Origin of the sequence: Sphingobacterium sp. UDSM-2020 (genome assembly GCF_016132525.1) — a bacterium.
Taxonomy (GTDB): domain Bacteria; phylum Bacteroidota; class Bacteroidia; order Sphingobacteriales; family Sphingobacteriaceae; genus Sphingobacterium; species Sphingobacterium anhuiense.
Map to the genome: position 1 here is coordinate 4,202,819 of NZ_CP066166.1, position 24,073 is coordinate 4,226,891.

General features: G+C 39.4%; 23 protein-coding genes. 11 read left to right on the forward strand and 12 right to left on the reverse strand.

From position 1 onward, the window contains the following. Positions 1–49: 49 nt before the first annotated feature. The 3 genes from JAZ75_RS17645 to JAZ75_RS17655 form a co-directional block, all read right to left on the reverse strand. Complete coding sequence (locus JAZ75_RS17645) at positions 50–2,635, reverse strand: TonB-dependent receptor (RefSeq protein ID WP_208697120.1); 2,586 nt, start codon at positions 2,633–2,635, stop codon at positions 50–52. A 94-nt stretch (positions 2,636–2,729) separates the two neighbouring features. Further along, the gene (locus JAZ75_RS17650) at positions 2,730–3,692 is read right to left on the reverse strand and encodes a FecR family protein (protein WP_208697122.1); all 963 of its coding nucleotides are present in this window, start codon (positions 3,690–3,692) and stop codon (positions 2,730–2,732) included. Between the two features lie 55 nt (positions 3,693–3,747). Next, positions 3,748–4,299, reverse strand: coding sequence for an RNA polymerase sigma-70 factor (locus JAZ75_RS17655; protein WP_183913864.1), 552 nt, complete (start codon positions 4,297–4,299; stop codon positions 3,748–3,750). A 447-nt stretch (positions 4,300–4,746) separates the two neighbouring features. Between JAZ75_RS17655 and JAZ75_RS17660 the strand changes: the two genes are divergently transcribed. After that, positions 4,747–5,001 (forward strand): hypothetical protein, encoded by a 255-nt coding sequence (locus JAZ75_RS17660; RefSeq protein ID WP_208697124.1) that lies wholly within the window; start codon positions 4,747–4,749, stop codon positions 4,999–5,001. Between the two features lie 424 nt (positions 5,002–5,425). On the opposite strand, the gene JAZ75_RS17665 is transcribed toward JAZ75_RS17660, so the two are convergent. Beyond that, the gene (locus JAZ75_RS17665; RefSeq protein ID WP_208697127.1) at positions 5,426–5,842 is read right to left on the reverse strand and encodes a winged helix-turn-helix transcriptional regulator; all 417 of its coding nucleotides are present in this window, start codon (positions 5,840–5,842) and stop codon (positions 5,426–5,428) included. Between the two features lie 102 nt (positions 5,843–5,944). On the opposite strand from JAZ75_RS17665, the gene JAZ75_RS17670 reads away from it, so the two are divergent. Both JAZ75_RS17670 and JAZ75_RS17675 read left to right on the forward strand, forming a co-directional pair. Continuing rightward, complete coding sequence (locus JAZ75_RS17670; RefSeq protein ID WP_208697129.1) at positions 5,945–7,042, forward strand: alkene reductase; 1,098 nt, start codon at positions 5,945–5,947, stop codon at positions 7,040–7,042. Between the two features lie 4 nt (positions 7,043–7,046). Beyond that, positions 7,047–7,748: an SDR family oxidoreductase gene (locus JAZ75_RS17675; RefSeq protein ID WP_208697138.1), complete on the forward strand. Its 702-nt coding sequence runs from the start codon at positions 7,047–7,049 to the stop codon at positions 7,746–7,748. A 175-nt stretch (positions 7,749–7,923) separates the two neighbouring features. Here the strand turns inward: JAZ75_RS17675 and JAZ75_RS17680 are convergent, their stop codons facing one another. Both JAZ75_RS17680 and JAZ75_RS17685 read right to left on the reverse strand, forming a co-directional pair. Continuing rightward, the gene (locus JAZ75_RS17680; protein WP_208697140.1) at positions 7,924–8,529 is read right to left on the reverse strand and encodes an NAD(P)H-dependent oxidoreductase; all 606 of its coding nucleotides are present in this window, start codon (positions 8,527–8,529) and stop codon (positions 7,924–7,926) included. A gap of 250 nt (positions 8,530–8,779) precedes the next feature. Next, positions 8,780–9,643 carry a helix-turn-helix domain-containing protein gene (locus tag JAZ75_RS17685; protein ID WP_208697142.1) on the reverse strand — a complete coding sequence of 288 codons (864 nt, stop codon included), beginning with the start codon at positions 9,641–9,643 and terminating at the stop codon, positions 8,780–8,782. A gap of 470 nt (positions 9,644–10,113) precedes the next feature. On the opposite strand from JAZ75_RS17685, the gene JAZ75_RS17690 reads away from it, so the two are divergent. The 7 genes from JAZ75_RS17690 to JAZ75_RS17720 all read left to right on the forward strand — a co-directional run bounded on the left by JAZ75_RS17690 (position 10,114) and on the right by JAZ75_RS17720 (position 16,529). Then, positions 10,114–10,965: an aldo/keto reductase gene (locus JAZ75_RS17690; RefSeq protein WP_208697144.1), complete on the forward strand. Its 852-nt coding sequence runs from the start codon at positions 10,114–10,116 to the stop codon at positions 10,963–10,965. Positions 10,966–11,079: 114 nt separating this feature from the next. Next, a complete protein-coding gene (locus JAZ75_RS17695; RefSeq protein WP_208697146.1) occupies positions 11,080–12,165 on the forward strand; it encodes an alpha/beta hydrolase in 1,086 nt (361 codons plus the stop codon). Between the two features lie 155 nt (positions 12,166–12,320). After that, complete coding sequence (locus JAZ75_RS17700) at positions 12,321–13,184, forward strand: DUF4440 domain-containing protein (protein ID WP_208697148.1); 864 nt, start codon at positions 12,321–12,323, stop codon at positions 13,182–13,184. A 247-nt stretch (positions 13,185–13,431) separates the two neighbouring features. Beyond that, entirely contained in the window at positions 13,432–14,121 is a 690-nt protein-coding gene (locus JAZ75_RS17705; protein WP_232789249.1) for a carboxymuconolactone decarboxylase family protein, read from the forward strand. A 1-nt stretch (position 14,122) separates the two neighbouring features. Further along, entirely contained in the window at positions 14,123–15,184 is a 1,062-nt protein-coding gene (locus JAZ75_RS17710; protein ID WP_208697152.1) for an alpha/beta hydrolase, read from the forward strand. Positions 15,185–15,195: 11 nt separating this feature from the next. Continuing rightward, positions 15,196–15,675: a cupin domain-containing protein gene (locus tag JAZ75_RS17715; RefSeq protein ID WP_208697154.1), complete on the forward strand. Its 480-nt coding sequence runs from the start codon at positions 15,196–15,198 to the stop codon at positions 15,673–15,675. A 341-nt stretch (positions 15,676–16,016) separates the two neighbouring features. Beyond that, positions 16,017–16,529 (forward strand): ClbS/DfsB family four-helix bundle protein, encoded by a 513-nt coding sequence (locus tag JAZ75_RS17720; protein ID WP_208697156.1) that lies wholly within the window; start codon positions 16,017–16,019, stop codon positions 16,527–16,529. Between the two features lie 133 nt (positions 16,530–16,662). Here JAZ75_RS17720 and arsB read toward each other — a convergent pair whose 3' ends face one another. The 4 genes from arsB to JAZ75_RS17740 form a co-directional block, all read right to left on the reverse strand. After that, a complete protein-coding gene (gene arsB, locus JAZ75_RS17725; RefSeq protein ID WP_208697158.1) occupies positions 16,663–17,694 on the reverse strand; it encodes an ACR3 family arsenite efflux transporter in 1,032 nt (343 codons plus the stop codon). 8 nt (positions 17,695–17,702) lie between these two features. Next, the gene (locus JAZ75_RS17730) at positions 17,703–18,311 is read right to left on the reverse strand and encodes a low molecular weight phosphatase family protein (protein ID WP_208697160.1); all 609 of its coding nucleotides are present in this window, start codon (positions 18,309–18,311) and stop codon (positions 17,703–17,705) included. A gap of 13 nt (positions 18,312–18,324) precedes the next feature. Continuing rightward, the gene (locus JAZ75_RS17735; RefSeq protein ID WP_132840455.1) at positions 18,325–18,780 is read right to left on the reverse strand and encodes a DUF6428 family protein; all 456 of its coding nucleotides are present in this window, start codon (positions 18,778–18,780) and stop codon (positions 18,325–18,327) included. Positions 18,781–18,871: 91 nt separating this feature from the next. Continuing rightward, positions 18,872–19,198 (reverse strand): ArsR/SmtB family transcription factor, encoded by a 327-nt coding sequence (locus JAZ75_RS17740; RefSeq protein ID WP_208697162.1) that lies wholly within the window; start codon positions 19,196–19,198, stop codon positions 18,872–18,874. Between the two features lie 370 nt (positions 19,199–19,568). On the opposite strand from JAZ75_RS17740, the gene JAZ75_RS17745 reads away from it, so the two are divergent. Next, positions 19,569–20,195: a hypothetical protein gene (locus JAZ75_RS17745; RefSeq protein ID WP_208697164.1), complete on the forward strand. Its 627-nt coding sequence runs from the start codon at positions 19,569–19,571 to the stop codon at positions 20,193–20,195. 55 nt (positions 20,196–20,250) lie between these two features. On the opposite strand, the gene JAZ75_RS17750 is transcribed toward JAZ75_RS17745, so the two are convergent. Then, complete coding sequence (locus tag JAZ75_RS17750) at positions 20,251–22,476, reverse strand: HEAT repeat domain-containing protein (protein ID WP_232789250.1); 2,226 nt, start codon at positions 22,474–22,476, stop codon at positions 20,251–20,253. Positions 22,477–22,507: 31 nt separating this feature from the next. Then, the gene (locus JAZ75_RS17755) at positions 22,508–24,070 is read right to left on the reverse strand and encodes a DUF6850 family outer membrane beta-barrel protein (RefSeq protein ID WP_208697172.1); all 1,563 of its coding nucleotides are present in this window, start codon (positions 24,068–24,070) and stop codon (positions 22,508–22,510) included. Positions 24,071–24,073 lie beyond the last annotated feature (3 nt).

Consider the following 24,073-nt stretch of genomic DNA (forward strand, 5'->3'; position numbering starts at 1 on the left):
ATAAAGCAGACCGCTCGCTAAAAGCGGTCTGCTAGTTGCTATACAATTTTTAGAAACGATAGGAAAGGTTTGCCGCCACACTGGATGGTGCCTGCAAATTGCCCCAGCTGTCCCAATATTTTTTATTAAAGATATTGTTCGCTTTCAATTGAATTCCCCAAGCTTGTTTGTTATAAAACACAGTTGCATTGGCCAGCGTATAGCTGGGGATAAAAAAGGTATTTGTCGAAGCGCGGTACATTTTATCAACATAGTTGACTCCGGCACCGACACCGAGACCTTTTACTTTTTCTTGGAAAGTGTAAGAAGCCCAAAAACTGGCGACATTTTCAGGCGCAAATTCTGCCTTGTTTCCTTCAACAGCAGTATCAGAAGCTTTGATGATGCGATTATCATTATAGGCATAACTTCCGATGATGTTCAGTCCTGCGATGGGGTTGGCAATGACCTCCAGTTCTGCACCTTTGCTCACCTGCTTTCCATCCTGTTCGGTAAACATGTCCGCATTGACACGGGTGGCATTATCAATCTTGATATAATAATAGCTGGCCGTCAGACTTAATTTTTTATGAAAAAGCTCCGATTTTATTCCACCTTCTGCTTGATTGGCAAATATTGGATCTATGACAAATCGATTTCCATCTGGCTGGATGACCGGAGCAACATTTTGGAAACCACTCATATAATTGGCAAATGCAGAAATACGCTCGGGAAGAATCTGATACACCAATCCTAATTTAGGCGCTAATGATGTTTGTTTGAATCCTTCTTCATCTTCCACTTTGTTCCGATTGAAATGATCAACACGTAGTGAAAGCATGGTCGAAAGACGTGGCACGATGGTGATCATATCGGATACATATGCACTGAGCGTTTGTTGCGAAGGAGTGGGGTACGGTGCAAATTCGGCATTTTTATCGATTTCCTGTCTCAACAGGGGCGTGAATTTTTGGGTCACATCTACTTTGTCGAATAGCTGTATATCTCCGAAAAGGAAACTGCTGCTGAGGGTTCTATAATTGGCTCCGACGAGCAATTTATGTTTGATACTTCCTGTGTTAAATTCGCCATTGATATTTTGCTGAATATTTGCGTATCCATTATAGACATCCTTATATATGGACGCGGCTCTAGTGACCTCTGTAGGAGAACTGACGAGCACGACACGCTGATAGCTGTGATCCACATTTTCCGAAACGTACGAGAACACGGTGGTGGACTGGAACTTATCCGATATTTTATATTTTGCCTCAGCAAAGATCCTAGAAGCGCTATTTTGTACATCGGCATCGCTATAATACAAGCTTTTGCGGTAATCCAACTTCAGATCTTTAGGTTGAAGTACATCTTTGGCCCGGATAACAAAATTATTGGGCTGTGTATTGTGAACCTTTAGGTATTCGGCATCTAAGTTTAGGGTCAGCTTCTCATTGACCTGATAGCTTAAACTAGGTGCGATTAAAAAGGTATTGTTAAAAGCATCCGAGAGGTAACTTCTTTCCTTATGGATAGCGGTATTCAAACGAAATAGGACACTTTTGTCGGCCTTTAATGGCGTATTGAGATCTATGGATAAACGGTTTAAGTCATAGCTCCCCGTAGTGTAGTTTACTTCCGTACGTTTTGCTTCAATTGGTTTTTTCGTAACGAGATTGACTACGCCACCAAATGAAGATACGGATGCTCCAAATAGTGTTCCCGATGGACCTTTAAGTACTTCTATGCGTTCTACATTGGCAAGATCCATCGCAGATCGGTCCGAAGTGGACTCCATACCGTTGCGGGCATTAATTCCAGTACTAAATCCTCTTAAATGGGCACTCAGTCCGCCAGAAGGATTGATCACGGGCACAGTACCACCTGCATTCCGCATGGCTTCGGCGATGGTATAAGAAACTTGTTCTTTCATCAACTGCTGTGTTACCACCTGATAGACCTGCGGATTCTCCAAATTGCGCAGTGGCATACGGGCTACAAAAGGGGTCTCTTTATTTGCAAAGCGGTTTTTACGTTCGCCGTTGACCACTACTTCCTGTAGTGCTGTAGCATCTTCATAGAGCACAAGGTTGACTGTAGATGTTTTATTTGCTTCAATATGTACCTGTTGCTTTTGGGTCAGCAAGCCAACATATTTTGCTTCTACGGTATAGCTGCCGGCTTCCATATTACTGAACGAAAATTTACCGTTTTCATCGGCCTGGACTTGTCTGCCCGCAAGGGAGATGCTCACATATCCAGCAGGGTGACCATCGCTGCTGTGTACCTGTCCGTTCAGATTGCCTTTTCCAGAAGAAGGCTGTAAATTAATGCGATTTCCATTGGTCTCTACGCGTTTTACAGCATCGCCCAGGATCTCCTGCAAAATTGTTTCTAAGCGTGCGTTTTGCAGGTTTACCGATACTTTTTTTTGTGCGTCGATCAGGTTCGGGCTGTAGATAAAAGAACAGCCTGTTTTTTCTTCAATTTTTTCTAGCGCCTGCGCTATTGTTTGGTTTTTGATTTGGATGCTGACCTTGGTCTGGAGGATACCCTGTTGCGCCTGTGTTAAGAGACAGGAGAAAGAAAGTGCTAATAAAAGGCTATTTTTTTTCCATGTTCTGGGAAATAGCGGTGTGCTAAGTAGCAAAAAGTTCATATTTTTACAAATGTGATTAAGTTAATGTATTTAATTTCATCCCCCGGTGGACAATTTTGGCGATGCGTACACCGGGTTATTTTTTGCGGATCGATTATCTATATAAGCTGACCTCCTTATCTTTGATGGTATATTTGATGGAGGTTGCAAAACTGATATCATGTAAAACTGATGCTAAAGAAGCCTGCTTAAACTTCCCTCTCACCTGATCATTCAGTATTGCTGTATTGTGACAGGTGATCTTTACATTATACCAGCGTTCAAGTTCCGGAATCACCTGTTTGATGGTTTTGTTGTCGAATATAAGTTGTCCTTCCATCCAGGCAGTCGACAGTTCACTGTTTACGGTACTTGATTTCATCTTTCCTGCAGCATAACTGCTTTGCATATTGGCTTTTAAAATAAGGGTGTCCGGACAATTTGCTGCGGTAAATTGTACTCGTCCTTCTTCCACAGTAAGCATATCGGACTGTCCGGTACGGCTTAGCAAATTGAATCGGGTACCCAGTACGCGGGTACTGGTATTTTTAGTCTGGACAATAAAAGGTCGTTTTGGATCTTTGCTCACCTCAAAAAAAGCTTCACCATCTAAGGTCACTTCTCTTTTCGCTGCATCAAATTTTTCGGGATAGCGTAATTTTGTTCCGGAATTGAGACTTATGGTCGTTCCATCGCTGAGGATGAGTTTTTGTTTTTTTCCAAAAGGTACTTCGATCTGTACAAAGCGGGTGGTTACGATCGGTTCTGCTGTTATTTTATCCGATCGAAGATAGAGCCAAGCTGCGGATAGGATACTCACGATACTGGCTGCTGCGACGAGTTTAGGCCAGCGTATACGGGTTGATTTTTCTGCAGAAACCCTATCGGGGATATTAGCTTGATGGCGAATATTTTGCCATAAGATCGCTTTTTTCTCTTCGGTTGTATAGTTACTTTTCTTGCGTGGAAATTCTTCATCAGGAATACCATCAGCCATCCAAGCTTCCACAGCTTGTTTCTCAACAGGTGTGCACTGGCCTGACCAGTATTTTTCCAAGAGCTGATGATCGATCTTCATATATTTTTATATACCAGTCGTCGTTTAGCTGTTTTACCCTTAGTCTAAAAAAAAATTATTTTTGTTCTGATGTCGCGATCTTATTTCTCAGGAATTTTAGGGCTTTCGTGAGATGTGCTTCGACAGTCTTTTCGGACAAAGACAATGCTTCGGCAATTTCGGGTATGCTTAGACCGCTATTGCGGCTCAGGGTATACACCTGACGGCAACGGCAGGGGAGTCGGTTGACCAAGCCATCTACAAAATGATCAAGATCTCTGAAATAGATGGTCTCCTCTGTGTTGTTGATGCTGTGGCAGAAGGTCTCTGTTAATTCATGTGTCTGATCGATGCGCTTATACTTTTCACGGTAATAATCATTGATCCGTATTCGCGCAGCGCGAAAGAGATAGTGTTCGATCTGAATAATTTCTTCCATCACTTCTTTACGTTTCCAAAGCGAGCAGAAAATATCCTGTACCATATCCATAGCGATTTGCTCATCATTACAATGGTGTTCACAAAAATCAACAAGTCGATTCCAATAGGCATCGAACCACTCCTGAAATATTTGTTCAGGTGGTTTTTTCTGCTTGTTTTTTTTTGTAAAAAATAGTTTAAGGCTCACTAAGCAAGTCGTTTTAGATAGATAGGTTCAAATATAGGTTTTAATCTGGAATTGTTCTAAATAAAATTAAATTTCACTGATTTTAATATTTGGATGGCGATTATCTCCTAACATAAATTTGTGCTGTACAACATATTCCTCCCGATGAGGAATTTTTCACCGAGATTATAGCCTCTGATGCAGGTTTTATTGGGAAATATTGCGGACATCATGTTCCATCTGGACGAGTTTTTAGCTGTTGATATAAGCGCATACAGCATGGATGGCTATAACCGGGACAGTCGTGGGTTATGCGACGAGCCGGATTGATTAACGGTATGAAAGAAAGTGCACAAGGTTAATATTGCTGATCAATTATATAAAACGTACCGGTCTTCTCATGCAATATTACAATTGTAGTCAATGGCATGTTTATTGAACTACTGAAAAACAATATAATTTAATAACATGAAATATACATTAATTAGTACTGCTGTTACCTTGCTTATTTTATATATCGGTACTGGTTTCTTACTGTTGTCGGATTTTGGTGCCAATAAAGCCTTCAATCCGAGTGAACAGATAAATACCTGGTTATTTGTTTTTGGTTGGTCAATGGGGAAGCTCGGTTATGTGCTCATGGCATTTCTAATACTTCTTTTCTTTGTATTTATAAGATGGTTAATCTTGAAAATCAGCAATAAAATAAATCCAGTGGATTAATGGTTATTAATACCGACTATTTGATCGTGAATGCAGGAATAACTTTTGGCAAAGTGGTTACATTCATTTTCTATTCACAGTGGTCATCTCGTAGGTATTTCTATCGGGGTTAATTTAAATGTTAGAGTCTCCTCCTGATTTTTGATCATCATTTTTGATATTGGAGTCTGCTTCAAAAATGCTTAAAAGTGGTTTTGATGTAGACATGATTTGTGATTTTTTGTCGTTAGCACCTGAAGAAGTTGAAATAGGCTTTTGTTAAGCTATATAATAAAGGGACATACTTTTTTTGTATGTCCTTTTTGCTTAAAAGTTTTAACAGAATTGCTGTTACTTATTTTAAGAATTACTGAACTTTGCGCCACTGTACGAAAGATCTCATAGGTGAATTGATCTCCTGCTTGTCATCTTAACTTTTATAATATCAGTGCTCTACCTTAATTCCATCCGATAATACTTTCTTTTGTGCTTTTATAAAACCCGCTTTATCTTTCTTAACAGCTTTAATGATCTCTTTCTGTTCTTTGGGTACCGTGTAATATTTGTCTACCCATAATTGCATCTCAATCAATATGGGGAGTAAATCGACACCCTTCTTAGTAAGGGTGTATAAAACTTTTGCTTTGCTTTCCGGATGATCCAGTTTACTGATCAGTCCATTTTCTTCCAGCATTAATAATCTTGAAGCTAAGATATTGGTCGCTATCTTCTCGCCAGATTTTAAAAAGTCGCTGTAGGTGCATTGTTTCAAGCGCATTAAATCCCGGATGAGCAATAAGGACCATTTATCTCCTAAAATATCTAATGAACAACTGATAGGGCATTGCGATCTATTTTTCATAATAATGTATTTTTTTTAAAAAACACTTGCGTTTTGCAAGTTGAATTTTATATTTGTACTTGCAAAATGCAAGCAAATTTACAATTTTAAATTATTAATACCATGGAGAACAGTGTAATATTTAATTCTTACCATAAAAATGGATTACAATTGCGGAACCGGATAGTGATGGCTCCCATGACCAGAAGCCGTTCTGATAATCCTGAAAATAAAGCAACAGCGTTGACTGCGCTGTATTACAAACAGCGTGCTTCTGCTGGACTGATCATTACCGAAGGTACATTTATCAGTCCTGAGGCAGTAGGTGTTATACATGTTCCTGGAATTTATACGCAAGAGCAGATCGCAGGCTGGAAATTGACCACGGAAGCAGTACATGCTGAAAACGGAGTCATCTTTGCCCAGCTCTGGCACACTGGAGCATACTCGCATCCTGATCTTCATCAGGGTAAAAAACCGTTGGCCCCTTCGGATGTAAATCCAGAGCAGCAGGTTTTTACAGCAACGGGATTTAAACCTACTGTCGCTCCTCAGCCCATGACGGTTGCTGATATTAAAAGAACGGTTAATGATTTCAAACAAGGGGCGCTTCATGCTTTTGAAGCTGGATTTGACGGTGTTGAACTTCATGCTGCCAACGGCTATTTACTGCAGCAGTTTTTTAGTAAAAATTCTAATCTGCGCAACGATGAATATGGGGGTTCGATCGAAAATAGAGCGCGCATTCTTTTCGAGATTTTGGATGCCATAAAAGAGGTTGCCGATATCCGTAAAGTTGCGGTTCGTCTCAACCCTTCTTTAAACGGTATTATGGGTATTTTGGTCGACGATGAGACCATTGCACTTTACAACTATCTAGTCAATAGGCTGAATGATTACGATCTGGCTTATCTGCACTTGATAGAACCTTTTACTGATGTTTCCGGAAACGCCAATGCTATCCAGGAGGTTGCCAAGCATTTCCGTCAGCTGTATACAGGAACGATCATCATTAACCGCGGCTTTAATAAAGATACGGCCAATCAGGTTATAGGTGATGGTGATGCCGATCTGGTATCATTTGGTGTACCCTTTATTGCAAATCCTGATTTAGTGGAGCGTTACAGAACCGGAGCGACACTAAATGTTCCGGATCAAAATACATTTTATACGCCGGGCGAAAAGGGTTATACAGATTATAAAACTATAGATCAACAGTAACAATATGAAAACAACAGGAAATACCATATTCATCAGCGGCGGAAGTGCCGGAATAGGATTAGCGATCGCTAAGAAATTAAATGCAGCAGGAAATAAGGTTATTATCAACGGCAGAAATGAAGAACGGCTTCAAAAGGCGTTAAAAGAACTGGATCAGGCAGTGGCTATTCAGGGAGATCTGTCGGTTGAATCTGATAGAATCCGTATTGCCAATGATTTGAAAACAAATTATCCGGATGTTAATATCATCATCAATAATGCTGGTGCTGCATTTGCTTATCTTTTGAGTGAAACTATCGGAGCACATGAAAAAGCAGCTATTGAGATGAATACCAATTATTTCAGCGTCATCCATTTTACAGAATTGCTCATTCCACATCTTCTTCAGAAAGCTGAAGCGGCTGTTATTAATATTTCATCAATAGCAGTGTTCGGAAGCCATGTGATGCTGCCCACTTATGGTGCTACTAAAGCAGCGCTCCATAGCTATACTGCCGCATTAAGACAGACCTATCAAGATCAGAAAAAGCTGCAGGTCTATGAAGTTTATCCGCCTTTGGTCGATACCGAATTCTCCGCAGAAATCGGAGGGGCAAACGGTATTCCTGCTTCTGAGGTTGCTGATGAATTGTTTTTAGCTTTGGAAAAAAATCAATTTGATGTTCCTGTAGGAGATACCAAACAGTTTTTCCAGGAAACTCACTAGTCACCAGAAACGGTTCTTCATTTTAGCAAAAAATGAGGAACCGTTTTAATTAAATGCTCCTAATTTCAAAGTAAAAGTAAAACGATCATCATTACAGTTTGAATATAGGGAATAGGACTTACTATTGGGCGCGTCCTCGCCATTCATTTACGCTGTTATGCATCTATGAACGTTGTTAAATTTCAAAAACCTGAGCTAGATGTGCCGGATAGTCTTTAAGGCTTGTTGCGATATCACCCTCTTTAAAAATATCAAAACAGTTGTAGTCCGAGACAACTTCTACGCCGCAGAATCTGTAATTACTTGTTATATGCATTAAATAATCAGCAGTGCTTATGCCTCTAAATAACTGTTGGTTTTCATCATTAAAACTTGCTTCAGGTGCATTCCAGGTACTACAGACCATAAATTTTTTACCTTGCATTTTACCTCCTGTTCCATATTGTCGGTAGGGATCTTCTCTGGTTCTGCCATCACCTGAAAGAAATTTTTCACTGAATAAGCCGCTATTGAATACTTCATCTACATATTTTTTATAGATCCATGGAGCGCCAAACCAATTAATCGGTGTTTGTAAAATGATGATCGCGGCTTCCAAATGTTTTTCTACTTCCTCGTCTGCGTTGTATCCTTTCTCGATACTCGTCTCGATGACCTCGTAGCCCTTTGATAAGAAAAATTCGTGCGCCACCTGTATAAAAGCGCTATTGAGTGTTCCCTCTGACCAATTGGGATAGGGCAGATGTGCATTGATTAAAAGTACTTTTTTTATAGTTTCCATTTTATATTTAAGCATTGATAATAAAGACTGTTTTCTATTTTGGCATATCCCCTGTAAAAGGTGTGCTATTTTATCTTGCAGACAAAAAATAGTATAACTGTACAGGGGTTAAATAAATCTGTTCGCGTTGTTTTTTTAATGAAACAAAATTATTAGATGACAGCTGCCGGCAAGGAAACAGACTACTACAAAAAAGGAAACAAATTACAGGGCGTAAATTTTTTAGAAATTTGGGATCAGAATTAACGGATTATTTATTGATCAGGGACTGACGGTATTGCCGAGGGGTAAGATTCACCTGTTTTTTAAAGAACTTGGCAAAATAGTTCGGGTACTCAAATCCAAGTTCATACGCAACTTCGGTACTATTCAATTCTTTTTTGATCTCAAGCAATTCTTTAGCTTTTTTTACTACAAAATCATGAATATTTTCAAGGGCAGATTTATTTGTTAAATGTTTGATTATATCGCCCAGATAGTTGGCCGACAAACCTAATTTATCTGCGAAATACTGTACTGTTGGAAGCTGCTTGACGGGTTGTCTATAGTACTCGTGAAGGTGCTGCTGAAAATCTGTCAGGATTCGGTTGTACTGCTTTGGATCTGTTGAAAACTGTCTTTTATAAAATGCTTCTACTAAAGAGACCAGTACGTTGACGTAGGATAATAAAACAGTATTATTCTTCTTTTTACTGTTATAATAAGGCGTCATCAATTCAAATACCGTACGGATTTCCTTCGCTTCCGTTTCGGTCAGGTACAATGCTTCATGTTGTCCATAATCCAGGTAATTTTTGAATAAAAATCGGTTCTCCGCAATGATCTTCTTTGAGAGCTGTAGATACATTCCTGTATAGGTGGGGAGCGGTGCTATATCCCAACCATTTGCGAGGTTAGGACTATTGAAAAAAACGGCTGTAATGGGCGTTGCATCTGGCGTATTACTATAAACCAGGTTTATCTTTATGGAAATTCGATAAAAATCTATTAAAACAGGATCTGATGTAGCCCTCATGCGAAGTGGCTGATAATAACCGATATCTATATCGTCATCTAACGGTTCTTTTAAACCTACATACTGATTATAAGACGCAAAGTTTTCGAACCGTATCATACTACAAATATATATAATTCAAATGCTGCACGCGTAAATTATTTATTGCAGAGGACAAGAACGTTCTCATATTCTTGATTTCTTAAATGTATACGGTATTTCATACCAGATCAGTAATATTGGTAGTTTAAAGAGTAATATGTGTAATTTATTCTTCTAAATCATGCTGAATTTTGTTATTAGGATTGGCTTTGTTTATGATCTATTCTATAGCATGTGACATTGCTATTATTTAATATTTGAGCTTTTGGTAATGAATTTAAAACAAGGTGAAATAGTTTGGGGTTTTAAAGATGTGAAACTCCCACGGATCGCAGGATTGCTAACATCAAGGCATTATCTTATTGACAAGTGCATGTGACGAGATAGGATTTTTCCCTAATTAACCGATAGTGAAAAGTAGGAAATAAATGCTAAAAAGGCTTTTTAATGTAAGCTGGAAGAGTTGAACAATAATAAATGATGGAAGAATGGAGACAATTAAATTAAACAATGGCGTAGAAATGCCGGTACTTGGCTTTGGTGTGTTTCAGATACCGGATGCTGCTGTATGTGAGGAATCTGTTATAAATGCAATTGAAACAGGTTATCGGCTAATTGATACTGCAGCTTCTTATGGAAATGAAAAAGCGGTAGGTGAAGCGATTAAAAAAAGCGCTGTTTCGAGAGATGAACTTTTCATCACAACCAAATTATGGATACAGGATACAGGTTATGAAAAAACTAAAATAGCCTTTCAGAAGTCATTGGATAGATTGCAACTGGACTATCTGGATCTGTACCTTATTCACCAGCCATATGGCGATATTTATGGTTCGTGGCGTGCCATGCAGGAATTATATAACGAAGGGAAGATCAAAGCAATTGGTGTATCCAATTTTCATCCAGATCGAATTATGGATATTATCATAAACTCTGGATTTACACCAGCGATTAACCAGGTTGAAACGCATCCATTTCACCAGCAGATTGAAACACAAAAATTCCTTCAAGAAAATAATGTACAGATCGAGTCCTGGGGACCTTTTGCAGAAGGGAAAAACAACATATTTCATCACGAACTATTATCGGCTATTGGTGAAAAATACAACAAGTCCATAGCCCAGGTAATCCTTCGCTGGTTAACTCAAAGAGGTGTTGTTACGATCCCGAAATCCATCCGTAAGGAAAGGATGGCTGAGAATTTTAATATTTTCGATTTTGAACTTTCATCTCAGGATTTTGATGCCATCGCATCCTTAGATACAGGATCAAGTTTGTTTTTTGACCATAGAGATCCAGAAATGGTGAAATGGTTAAGTGAACGTAAACTGGATATTTAAATCTGCAAAAGAAAAAATTGCAAGGATTGCATGAAAATAGAGACAGTATCTTTTATAAGAGGTGTAAACTGATATGCGCATTTATAAAGTAATGCCGGAAAATAAAATTTTAAGATGAAAAAAGAATTATGGAGATATTTAGGTGCATTGACGGTGTTATTGACGACCTCAATATCAATTAATGCCCAAAACAGACAGAAGCCAATCACCATTGCAGAGCAGGGAAGTTTTGCTATTGGTGGTGTAAAGGTGACGCAATCTGGAGTTTTTGATGTAAATAATGCTTTGAAACCAGACGGACAGACCTTTCATGGTGACCACGCCTATGCATTTTATCAAATTCCGGTAAAGTCCCGAAAATATCCGTTGGTTTTTCTTCATGGTGCAGGACAATCGAAAAAAACTTGGGAAACAACTCCCGATGGCAGATCAGGGTTTCAAAATATTTTTCTTCGCCGAAAATTTTCGGTTTACTTAGTTGACCAACCAAGACGTGGTGAAGCAGGAAAGAGTACTGTTGAAGGAATTGTTAAACCCACGGCAGACGAACAGTTTTGGTTTACACAGTTCCGAATAGGAAACTATCCAGATTACTTTCCAAATGTTCAGTTCTCAAAAGACACAGCTTCGCTCGAGCAGTTTTACAGACAGATGACCCCCAATACGGGCGCCTTTGATGCACAGGTTGTAACAGATGCGATCTCAGCGTTATTCGATAAAATTGGTGAAGGCATTTTAGTGACGCACTCGCAAGGTGGTGGACCGGGCTGGATGACAGCAATAAAGAATGAAAAGGTTAAAGGGGTGATAGCATATGAACCTTATAGCGGTTTTTTGTTTCCAGCAGGAGAACTTCCACCCCCGATCGCATCAAATGGCCTTTTTGGTGCATTAAAAGGTGTGGAGATACCTTTGTCCGACTTCAAAAAATTGACTCAGATGCCCATTGTCATTTATTATGGTGACAATATTGCAAAGGAACCATCGCAAGTTTGGAACAAAGATCATTGGCGTTCAGGTCTTGAAATGGCAAGGCTTTGGGCGGCAACTGTCAATAAACATGGTGGTGATGCAACGGTTGTACACTTGCCTGAGATCGGGATTTTTGGCAATACGCATTTCCCTTTTTCGGACTTAAATAATGTCCAGGTGGCCGATGTGTTATCAAAATGGTTAAAGCAAAAAGGGCTTGATCAATAATCGGGTCTCCCTAAAATATGGCGCAAAGGATTTTACCCAGAGACTGTAGCACGCTATAAGAGATGAAATTTGGATCGCGTGAAGGTTCATGTGAGTCAGAGATGCTAAGCATGTGCGATGGAACTGAAAGAAATATTATTAAAAGCTGAAGCAATATGAAACGAATAATCTATTTAACAGTCTTACTGTTTACCACTGTTACAACAAATGCGGTAGCGCAAGATCAGTCTATTTTTGCTTTAGGTGAAAAAGCAAAAAATGTTAATCATACAGGAGATGTATGGTTACGTGAATTAAACGCAGCCGACAAGAATATTAACGCGCATATATCTTTGGCGGTATTTGCTCCGAATGCTAAACTGAACTGGCACACGCATGCTGCGGGACAGATCTTATTGATAACCGATGGTATCGGATATTATCAGGAAAAAGGAAAACCGGTACAGATCGTACAGAAAGGTGATGTTGTTAAATGTTTACCAGATGTAGCGCATTGGCATGGTTCAACACCTAAAACTGGTGTTACCTATATTGCGGTTTCACCGAAAAGTACAACAACATGGCTACAGCCGGTCCCTGATGAAGAGTATCAGAAACTTGAAAAACCAGTTGAACATGCTACAGCCTCAGAGCAAGAACTGAAAGACCTGTCCAATGAAAAATGGGCATGGATGTCTGATAAAAATATTAATAAATTAAATGACCTCTTTCACGAGAAATCCATGTTTGTTCATATGGGAGGATCTTGGGGCAAACAGCAAGAACTTGATGTCATTAAAAGTGGAAGTATCTGGTATAAAAAAGCAACAGTATATAGTACAAGCATCAATATAATAGGCAATACTGCAATACTTTTAAACGACATTGACCTTGAGGCAGTGGTCGGGGGCAATACGGTCATAAATCCTTTTATGGTAACCGAAGTATATGTGAAAGAAAATGGCGCATGGAAGATGGGCTCCCTTACTTTTTCCCGTTTAATGCGTTCTGTTAAAATAAATAATGAAAACAAAAACTAAAATAAGCATGTAAAAGCGGTCAGAAAATTTATTAAAACTGAAAGCTTGTTTCCAGCTAACACTTCATTTTGTGTTAGCTGTTTTTTATATATCAGTAATATTGGTAGTAAAAACAGTAATGTATATACCGTTTAAGCGTCGCCGAATCGAGAACTTTGTATAACAATGTTTCTTTGAGGCAAGTAGATTGAATCATTACAAAAAAGGGCAAATTATGGTCAAATTCTTAAAAACACTATTTTTTATCATGGCAATTATTTTTACAGCAACTGTAAATGGCCAAACGAATGGAATACAAAATTTAAGTAAAAAACAACGAGCCATAGTCGGTATTGGATCTGTCACGGGAAAGGGAGATCTGACCAAACTAACGACACAATTGAATGCGGGACTTGATGCTGGATTGACTATCAATCAGGTTAAGGAAGTGCTGATGCATGTATATGCTTACGCAGGATTTCCGCGGAGCCTACGCGGTCTGCAGACTTTTATGGCTGTGCTAGAGGAACGTAAAGCAAAAGGAATTGAAGATATAATGGGGCCTGAAGCGACACCGATTGTGGATGACGGTTCTAAATATGACCGTGGCAAGGCCATACTGGAAAAGTTAAGTGGAGTTGAAGAGACTGGACCAAAAACAGGTTACGCGGCATTTGCACCTACTATTGAGGTTTTCCTGAAAGAACATCTTTTTGCAGATATTTTCGAGCGTGATGTGCTGACATATCAGGAAAGAGAACTGTTAACGGTATCGGTTCTCTGTGGGGTAGGAGGCGTAGAGCCTATGCTACGTTCGCATTTCAACCTTTGTTTGCATGTGGGTTTGCAACCAGAGCAATTGCAAGAATTTATTGGGGTTATTGGGCAAGCCATTGGAGAAAAAGAAGCCGCGTCAGCACAGATTGTATTGGACGAGGTATTAAAAAGTAAGAAATAATATGAAGAAGTTAACATCAATATTCGCAATAGTTGCATCGATGATTGTTACTGATCAAGTGCATGCACAATCTAAGCAAAATAAGCATCAACAAAATCCCTGGACCTTGGTCTACGATGGCGCTATCGTAAAAAATGAAGCGGGGAAAGTAAATATCCATCCGGTTACCTATAAACTGAATGGTATTGATATTGCTGCTAATGTATATACACCTGCTCATTACGATGCATCCAAAAAATATCCAGCCGTAGTTGTTGCGCATCCAAATGGTGGTATCAAAGAACAGACAGCGGGACTGTATGCACAGCGTTTGGCAGAGGCGGGCTATATAACTATTGCTGCAGATGCGTCCTATCAGGGAGCAAGCGGGGGGGAGCCACGGCACACCGACAAACCGCAATTCCGCACGGAAGATATTCGTGGTATGGCTGACTTTATCATGCAATATGCAGGGGTTGATGCCAATCGCCTGGGTGCTTTAGGCATCTGTGGAGGGGGTGGCTATACTTTAAAAGCAGCTCAGTCGGACAAACGTTTTAAAGCCATTGGAACATTAAGTATGTTCAACTCCGGAGAAGTAAGAAGAAATGGCTTCCTAAATTCGCAGCTAAATACCATTCAGGAACGCTTAAAACAAGCTTCGGACGCTCGTGCACAAGAAGCTGCGGGTGGAGAAATTTTGCTCTCGGGCGTAGCAAGTGTGACGGATGAAGAAATTGCAAAAACTCCCGCAGGTTTATACCGTGAAGGATTTGAATACTATTACAGGACTCATGCACATCCCAATTCAACTTTTTTATATACGACAAGCAGCCTCATGGATCTGATGACCTGGGATGCAACCGATCAGCTTGATCTAATTGATCAGCCTTTGTTAATGATAGCCGGCAGTAAAGCCGACACAAAGTACATGTCCGACGAGGCGTTTTCCAAAGCTACAAATGCAAAGCACAAGGAGCTGTTCCTGATTGAAGGGGCTACACATATACAGACTTATTGGGTGCCGGAGTATGTTACGCAGGCCGTACATAAGCTGGTTGAATTTTACCAAACGAACCTTTAAAATTAAAAAATATGAATTTTAAAAATTTTGCATTGCTGTTTCTTTTGGGTATCTCAGTGGTTTCCTGCTCCCAAGAAACTCATTCTGAAAATACCCAAAACAAAGAATTGATTTTTGCCAAAGGTGAAAAGATAACCAACAGTAATTTTACGGGTGATGTTTATTTAAATAATCTGGTGGAAGCAGACAGTCTTAATCAAAATGCAGTCGGTAGTGTCACTTTTGCTCCGGGAGCAAGAACCAGATGGCACTCACACCCCGCAGGGCAGATAATTCTAGCTCTTGATGGGGTTGGTTATTATCAGGAAGAGGGAAAAGAAAAGGTTATGATAAGAAAGGGCGAAACTGTAAAATGTCCAGCAGACATCCCTCATTGGCATGGAGCAAGTGCAGATAGCGCTTTTGTTCAAATAGCAATTACAGGTAGAGAAAAAGGGGAAACAAGATGGTTAGAGCCCGTTACGGATGCGGAGTATACACGTTCGAATTAAGATTCACGTTGCTTCTAATGGTGTTTTTTGAGACTTTAGCTTGCCGTTTTTGATGAAATAGCGTGTTCCAGACATGGGGTAGGTTAAGTCAATGTAAGAATATTATTGTCTCAATAATCGGGTTTTCCGCAGCTTTTTTTGGAAGATATTTTGTAATTTTAGGAACCAGTTTGCCATTCCTTTTAAACAATTATAGCGGTTCTATAATGATTCGGTAGGAAGTCAAATTGCGGTTCCAGTTAGATGATGATGAAGAACCGGATATATTTTTGAATGTGTTGATTCTAAATAATTTTTAACAATCACTTGATCGTATTCCTATTTTTCACTGAAAGAATTTTATGCCAGTTCCAACAAATAAATCTGAGCTACAATTAGCAATAAAAACAAATTACGATAAACTGAAAAAGGACTTAAGTACTGTGCCCTATGAGCGGACAGCGTTGAAGGATCTGGAAGGTCATGGTAAAGGTACATTAATGAGTATCAACGATCTGCTTGCTTATTTGGTAGGGTGGGGAGAGCTGGTACTCAAATGGAATAGGCTAAAGGATCATAAGGAGGAGGTGTCTTTTCCGGAGTCAGGATTTAAATGGAATGAACTTGGTCGACTGGCACAAAAGTTTTACGAGGACTATAAGGATGACGATTTTCATATATTAATGGATAAGTTAAGTCATACAGTAGAGGCGATATTAGCATTAATAGCTAATAAGTCAAATCATGAATTATATGAAACAGCCTGGTATGAAAAATGGACCTGCGGAAGAATGATCCAGTTCAATACTTCTTCACCTTATGCCAATGCGAGAAATCGAATTCGCAAGTGGAAAAAAGAAAATGGTCTAAAGTAGACAAAGCACCTTACTTTGATAAGGTGCTTTGTTTATTGCAGGCGTGATCATATCTGAGGAGGCCTATTCCATTTTTTGTTTCAATACACAACGATCAAAAATAGGAGGAAATGCGAATGCCACCATGCTAAACCTAACTATCATATTTCTTTTTGAGCCAAAGACTGGCACGTACTAAGAGGATGAGGACCGGTACTTCAATCAATGGCCCAATAACGCCCACAAATGCCTGTGGGGAATGTATGCCGAAGACGGCTATAGCTACTGCAATGGCTAATTCGAAATTATTTCCGGTAGCCGTAAATGATATGGCCGCATTCTTATCATAGGCGACTTTCATCGATTTATTGATGAAAAAACTTATAAAAAACATCAGTACAAAATAAATCACCATTGGTATTGCTACTTTAACAACCTGTATGGGCAATTGAATGATCTGTTCGCCTTTTAAACTAAACATCAGCACAATGGTAAATAATAGCGCGTATAATGTAAATGGCGATATTAGCGGTATGAATTTTCGATGATACCAGTTTTCACCTTTTATTTTGGGGAGAAATCTGTGACTTAAAAAACCCGCTAAAAAGGGTATTCCTAAATAGATTGATACACTTTTTACAACTTCGCCCATCTCTATCGATATCGCATACTTCGCAAATCCAAAATAGGAGGGCAAAACATTGATAAACAACCATACGAATAAGCTATAGAACAGGACTTGAAATACGCTATTTAAAGCAATTAGAAGTGCTGCATATTCGCGGTTTCCTTTTGCTAAATCATTCCATACGATCACCATCGCAATGCATCGTGCGAGTCCGATCAGAATTAACCCGACCATATAATCGGGTTCATTTCTTAAAAATAGCACTGCCAGTATAAACATCAAGATGGGTCCCACAATCCAATTCAGTAAGAGGGATAAACGCAGCACTTTTTTATCTTTGAATGCCAAGGGCATTAAATTGTAATTTACTTTAGCGAGTGGAGGGTACATCATAACGATTAATCCAATTGCCAATGGTATATTGGTGGAACCAATGGACAGCTGATCCATTACATCTGAAATACCGGGAAATAGATTGCCTATTAGTACACCTGATCCCATCGCCAGGAAGATCCAAAGGGTGAGATACCGGTCTAGAAATTTCATTTTTACCTGCATCTTATATTTTATTTAATTTGTGAAAAGACGTAAAACATTTCGGAGGCAATCTGTAAACTTCTGTTTCTGTAGACCTCGTCTTGTTCTGCTGTATTGTCCGATATTTTAGGATCTTCAAACGTAACCGGTACGCGTTTTTCAGCTCCTGCAATAAAAGGGCAACCGCCATCTGCCTGTGAACAGGTCATGACTGCCGCAAAGAGGGATTCAGGATTGAAAGGGGAGTCGTATTTTTTAGAGAATCCAATAATAGGCAGAGCATTTTCATCGTATTTGAAGGCATAAACCGGATTTTCGCTGTTTGAAATAATACTGAAGGCAATACCTGCATTTTCAAGTGTTAAGGCAACTTTAGGAAACAGTGCTGTCTCTTCAGTACCTCCTGAATAACAGGTGACGTTTGGTATTTGGTAATGCGCAGCAGCGATTTGTGCCCAGACCTGAGAGAGGTGACTTCGACGGGAGTTATGCGTACAGATGAAATTGATGTTGATAGCTGAGCCAGCTGTAACTTTATCCTGGATATAATCAATCAGGGGCTGCAACGTAGATTTGCGCCCTTGATTGATCGTTAATTTCAGTATTTCCGAAATGGTATTTACTAGTTTCGCGTTCATGTCGTTCTTTTGATTAACAACAACCAGATCCTGGTGTACAGCTGTTTGAATTTGAACCGACTACTTGCAATGGATTGGGGATACCACAGGCATCTTGTGCCAGACAGGCTGTGGTTTTGTTCGTTAAGACGAAATTCTTACCATTGAATGTTAAACCGTATTTTCCAATTGTACCACGCTGATATTCTACTTCTATCTCATGATCTCCAATATTCAGTTTTGTTTCTGAGAGTTCGATGATGTGGATCAATTTTCCGGGTTTTAAGCGGTGCTCATAATCGTCGGCATTCCATAATTGGAAATTTACCGTGTTTTCAGTACGCGTAACTCCGCCACAATCAATAAAAGTTTTGTTGATCTGACCGACTTCGGTTACATGGAAATGCTCTGGTACAAATGTTCCATCTTCTAATTGGAATTCAACATTTTCTAATGTTGGAAGGATCTGTTTGATTTCTGATAATTTCATAGTATTTATGTTTTATTATATCGTTATATTACGATGGTTATGGGTAAAAAAAATAAGTTATTTTTTAAAAAGCATCAGCCTTAAGCAGTTCTTAGCAACATTTTTGATTGTTTACAGATAGGATTATATTACCAAAATAGGCTTTTAAGACTGCGAAAGTATTCTCATCTATACAGTAACAGATGGATGTTCCTTCGATATTTCCTTTGATTAATCCCGCATTTTTTAATTCTTTTAAATGTTGCGAAATCGTGGATTGTGCTAATGGTAATTCATCCACAATATCGCTACAAATACAGGTGTTGACCTTTAAGAGATATTCAATAATAGCAATACGAGCGGGATGGCCAAGTGCTTTCGCAATATTGGCGATATGATTTTGCTGTTCTGTAAAGTGAACTGTTTTTGTAGCACCCATGGTATTATGATTTGTATATCGCAATATTACGATTAATGAATTGAATTCTAAAATTTTTTTCTCAAAAAGATTTATACATGACAAAAATACTCGTCGGGTGATATGAAGAGTATCTTGACGAAGCCAAGCTACAGTTAGCATTGCGCTGTTCTTTATTCCAGACTTAGCAACGGGTATGACTTTTTTTAACGCTATGTTCAAATAATGTCAGAGAGGAAGTTGCACATATTGTCTTTTACGCGATCAATCGGCATTTTACCTGTTAAATAAATTGGAAAATTTGAGTAAATATGACAGGTTTGAAGGCTCATATTAGTAGATAAAACCTTACCTTTGTTTAGAATCAATCTACACAAATATTAAAACAAAAATGAAGAAAATTATCGTCCTATTGTTGTTAGCACTTGGCAGCGGAAGCCATGGTATTGCACAACAAAAAGCAAAAAGAGAAGTTTTACCTGCAGCGGTCCAAATTAAAATAGCAGTACAAGCAGCACCGACAGAGTTTAGAGAAGGAGCACAGGTATATGGTTATGATAGTGAAGGAAAGTTTGTTGTTTTAAGAGCGGGTACTAACGATTATATCTGCCTGGCACCAGATTATAAACTTCCCATGTTGTACGCTTATGCTTATCCGAAGAGTTTGGAACCATTTATGGCTAGAGGTAGAGAATTGATCGCGCAAGGAAAGCGTAGAGAACGTGATGATATCCGCGAGCAGGAGTTTAAAGATGGTAAATTGATCATACCACAACAGCCGACGATGCTATACGGTTATTGGGGTTCTTTGGAACAGCTTAATAAAGAAACCGGCGAGATGGCTGATGCGAAACGCCGTTATGTACTGTATGTTCCTTTTGCTAAAGCAGCCGATTTAGGTATGGCAAATAAACCTACTGTTCCGGGTATTCCATGGTTGATGGATGAGGGTAGTTACAAAGCACATATCATGATTAATCCTGCAGATATGGGCCATTCGCACGGACCTGCAAAATAAATTTTTGAGTATAAAAAAAGTGCAGCCTTGAAAAAGGCTGCACTTTTTTTATATCCTATTTCTTTTCTTTTTTCATGACATGTTTAGTCTTGAGTGCTTGATCTTTTACTGCTTGGGGAACTTTATCGTCCTTTAGGAGCTGATCGCAGGTATTGAAAATGGCTTCTCTTTGATACGAAAGGGGAAACCAGCTCATTGCTTCTAATGCCGCAATGCGGATCGTTTCGGATTCAGATGGGTCTGCAATAAGCGTGAGCACCGTTGGTACTAAGCGATGGAAGCGGTAAAGGCGCAATGTTGTGATCTCGCCAAGGCGTTCTTTCTCGGTCTGTTTTTTGTCGCGTATGTTGGCTTCCATTTTCTCTACCTTGGTGCTGTTATAGTCAATATCTTTCAAAAGTTGGTCACTTAAGTTTGCAGCATTATAGATGCTCTTATTTTGACGCACTTGATTTTCAATTTCTTTTTTTAGCAATTCAGGATTGAAAAATGTCATATTTGTTCTCAATCGATAATTTATACGCTCGGAATGCGGGTCACTGACATAGAATGCAATAAGATCTTTTGCAAAATCATCGCCTCCAAACTCTCCTAAATCATACACTGCTCTACGTCTGATAAATTCGTAAGAATCATTTTTTGCAGCATGTAATACTTCAAAATATTGCTCGTTTTCATAGTTTCTAAGAAGTGCAAATGCTTGCATTCTTGTCGTTTCGAAAGGTGAGTTAAAGTAGGTATTCTTTAAGATCTGCGCCATCTCGGCTTCAGGTAACTGTTTCTGTAAATATACAAGAGCTAATGACTGTAGGTCGGCATCATTTTCTTGCAGTAATTTTTTCCAGTAAGAAATTTTTGCTCCACTAACGATCGCATTATTGAGTTCCTGACTTCTTTTACTTGTAAAATGAAAAGTAGGATCGCCGAGGATATGGGTCTCGAGATAAGCAATGTGTTTGAACCAATTGCCTACACGGACACCATGTTGCAAAGTACCCATCAGTTCTGCTGGCCACAAATCTTGCAATACGCCAATACTATTGGCAATAGCAGCAACATTTTTATTTTCCGAGAAGGGGTAATAGCCTGCTAAATAATTGTCCAGGTGGAATGAACCGGTTAAACAAGAATTGAGGTATACCAATCTTGCTTGTATAGCTGCATCTTTGACATCCCATATTTGAACGTCAAGGTTGTCATTGAAAACCGAATCTGAATCCATAACCGCTTTTTCAAACGCGTTGGTCATCCATTTATCCGAAACTCCTAATGAAGTCTTGAAACTTTCTTTTACTTTTTCGACATCTCTTCCATCTTCTTTTGCAGCTCTGATTTTGGAACGTAAATAGCGTCCTACATTTTCCATAGAAGGCTGTGGATTAGATGCGAGTGGATAACCATTGATCAATTGTAGTGTTGCGGTTCCATGTCCGGTCATAAATGCGAAATCAAGTCCTTCTCGTTTTAATTCGCGAAGCAGGTTGTATTTCATGAAATCAGCGTTTCTGAAATTCAAAAACTTGATGGAATTTCCGGGTTTGTACAGATCTGGAAATTGTGATTTCAACGCCAGTACATCGCCAGCAAACGAGTTCATTGAATTGGAGTTATAGCCATGACCGGTAGAGGCTACCATATCAGTAAGCGGATTATTCTCTTCACGCAATGTTACTAATTTATTGAGATAAGACTTGATTTTTTGCGTGGCATCTTCACCTTTTTCAACAGGTGGTTTGATACGGGCAGAGTAGATGTCCATCTCAATGTATTGTGGCGAAGTGCCATTAAGACTATAGTAATAATAGTGGGTACGTCCTTTTGCTGTATCTTGTTTTATGAAATCCAGCTGTAGATCGAAATCATCGTAATAACGGTCGGACGGTACGGAGGATTTATCCCATCTTATTTTTTGATTCATCTTGAAAGCAGATGTCAGGTACTGCGCATCGCGGATCATAACGATAGGAATATCGCCAATTAGGACTGTTCCTTCAAGAGCTTGTTTACCTTTATATAATTGCTGCAGCTGTTCGCGGATCTGCTCGGGTTTCTGCCAATTATGTGCTATGATGTAGGTGCCTAATCCATCTTTCTCGATGGATTGGCGATAGGCCATAACTTCAGCACGTGCACTTTCAAAAGTTTTGCTGTCAATAACAATTGCAAAGCTTGTTTTTGATTGTACAGATGGACGGATCAGCTCTTGGCCGTAGCTATAGGCAACGGCGGCGAAAGAACTTAGCAGTAGGATTGCTTTTTTTATTTTAATGGTATTCATCATGTCTATTTTCCGGATCTTTTTTGAGTGTAAATTAAAATGTATTGATGCCAATTGATAATTGTGTCATGTATCGGTTGTCTCCTTTTTGAATGATGCCGCTGTTATTCATAGCGCTGCTGATCAGTCCGGAAGCTTTTATGTAAAGCTGATTTTCTCTTTTTCCAAAGGGTTTCAAATGGTATTTGATATGTGCTTCATTTGTCCAGGTATTGACCTTGTTGTAATCGTGCATGGGAAGAAATACTTCATGGGCAACGAAATTACTGGAGTAGGATTTGTCGGTGTACAAAATTTCATCGTGAACAAGAAAGTCATAGGCAGATTTAAGCTGCAAGGATAGGGCTCTTTTGTTTGACAATGGATAGCGTTTATCAAAGCTCAGATCCAGATTGATTTTATCGATCAGCTGTTTGTTCTTTGGGTTTGCATATCTATTATCAAGACTATGATAAGCGGCAGTCCCTTTTAACCACCAATCAACCTGACCATCTTTTCTTTCTTTACTCAATAAATAGGAGAGACGGGTATTGTTTCTTAACATTGTGCTCATGATACTGGAGTATACGGTCTCATACTGCTTGGTATCTGGATTTTGTATTTGATGATATTCCGTATTGTCCATGTCTTTCAATGTCCATGTTAGCCCGATCTGATGGGAAGTTCTATTTATTTTCCAATCGAAGGAAGAAGATGCCTGATATTGTTTAAAAGCGTGTTTTCCTGCTTGCTGTAAGTAGATGCTCCCATCTGTGACGTCCTCGTATCCATTGCGGTAATCCAAGTTTATTGTCCATTGTTTTCCGGCACTGCGATGAACGTAATCCACTGCTCCGCCCAATGTGCGGCCTTCATAGGTGCGATTGTAACCTACGGTTAAGATATAGGGCGCACTATTCTGGTACTCGCCGGCTCCTAATAAGCGATATAAATTAAACTGACGGTTTTTTCCAACTGTTTCTATACTCAGATCTTCTTTATAGAAAAGGTAATGTCCTGTCAGCCCAACGATATTTTGATCATCAAGTTTATACGTGATGCTGGGCGACAGGCTGAGGTTGCTGGTATTGTCAAGTGGCCGTGGATCTTTCTGCCGAGCTCCGGTCTGCATATCGTACTGAATACGGATACCCGCATTCATGCGATCATGTGCAAAAGTCGGTGTGGCGACCTGAAGCTGTAAGCCATATTTTTGTTTCTTCCAATCGGCAGATAGTGAATCGATCAGTTGGTAAGGGTTGTCACGGTAGGGATCGGTATGTGCCGTGAGTCCCACTTCTTTATCTTTGCTGGATTGAAAATTGAAATGACCATAGAAGGTCCAATCGTTGAGACGCTGATAACGAGCTGACGAAAAATTGACTCCCTGGGTTGACTTTGAGCTGTAAGGCGAGCGGAAGTCTCCGCCTTTGTAGTACGCTCCAATTTCATTTTCTCCCTCTAATGGAAGGGTCATATAGCGTAATAGTGCCGCATTGGAACTTTTGAGTAGGGGTTCTTTGATTTTAAAATAATCGTATGTTGGTACTGTTTGTGCCGTAGCAACATGACCAAGACCGAGTATCAGATATATGCTGGCAAATAGGTTCTTTTTCATGAT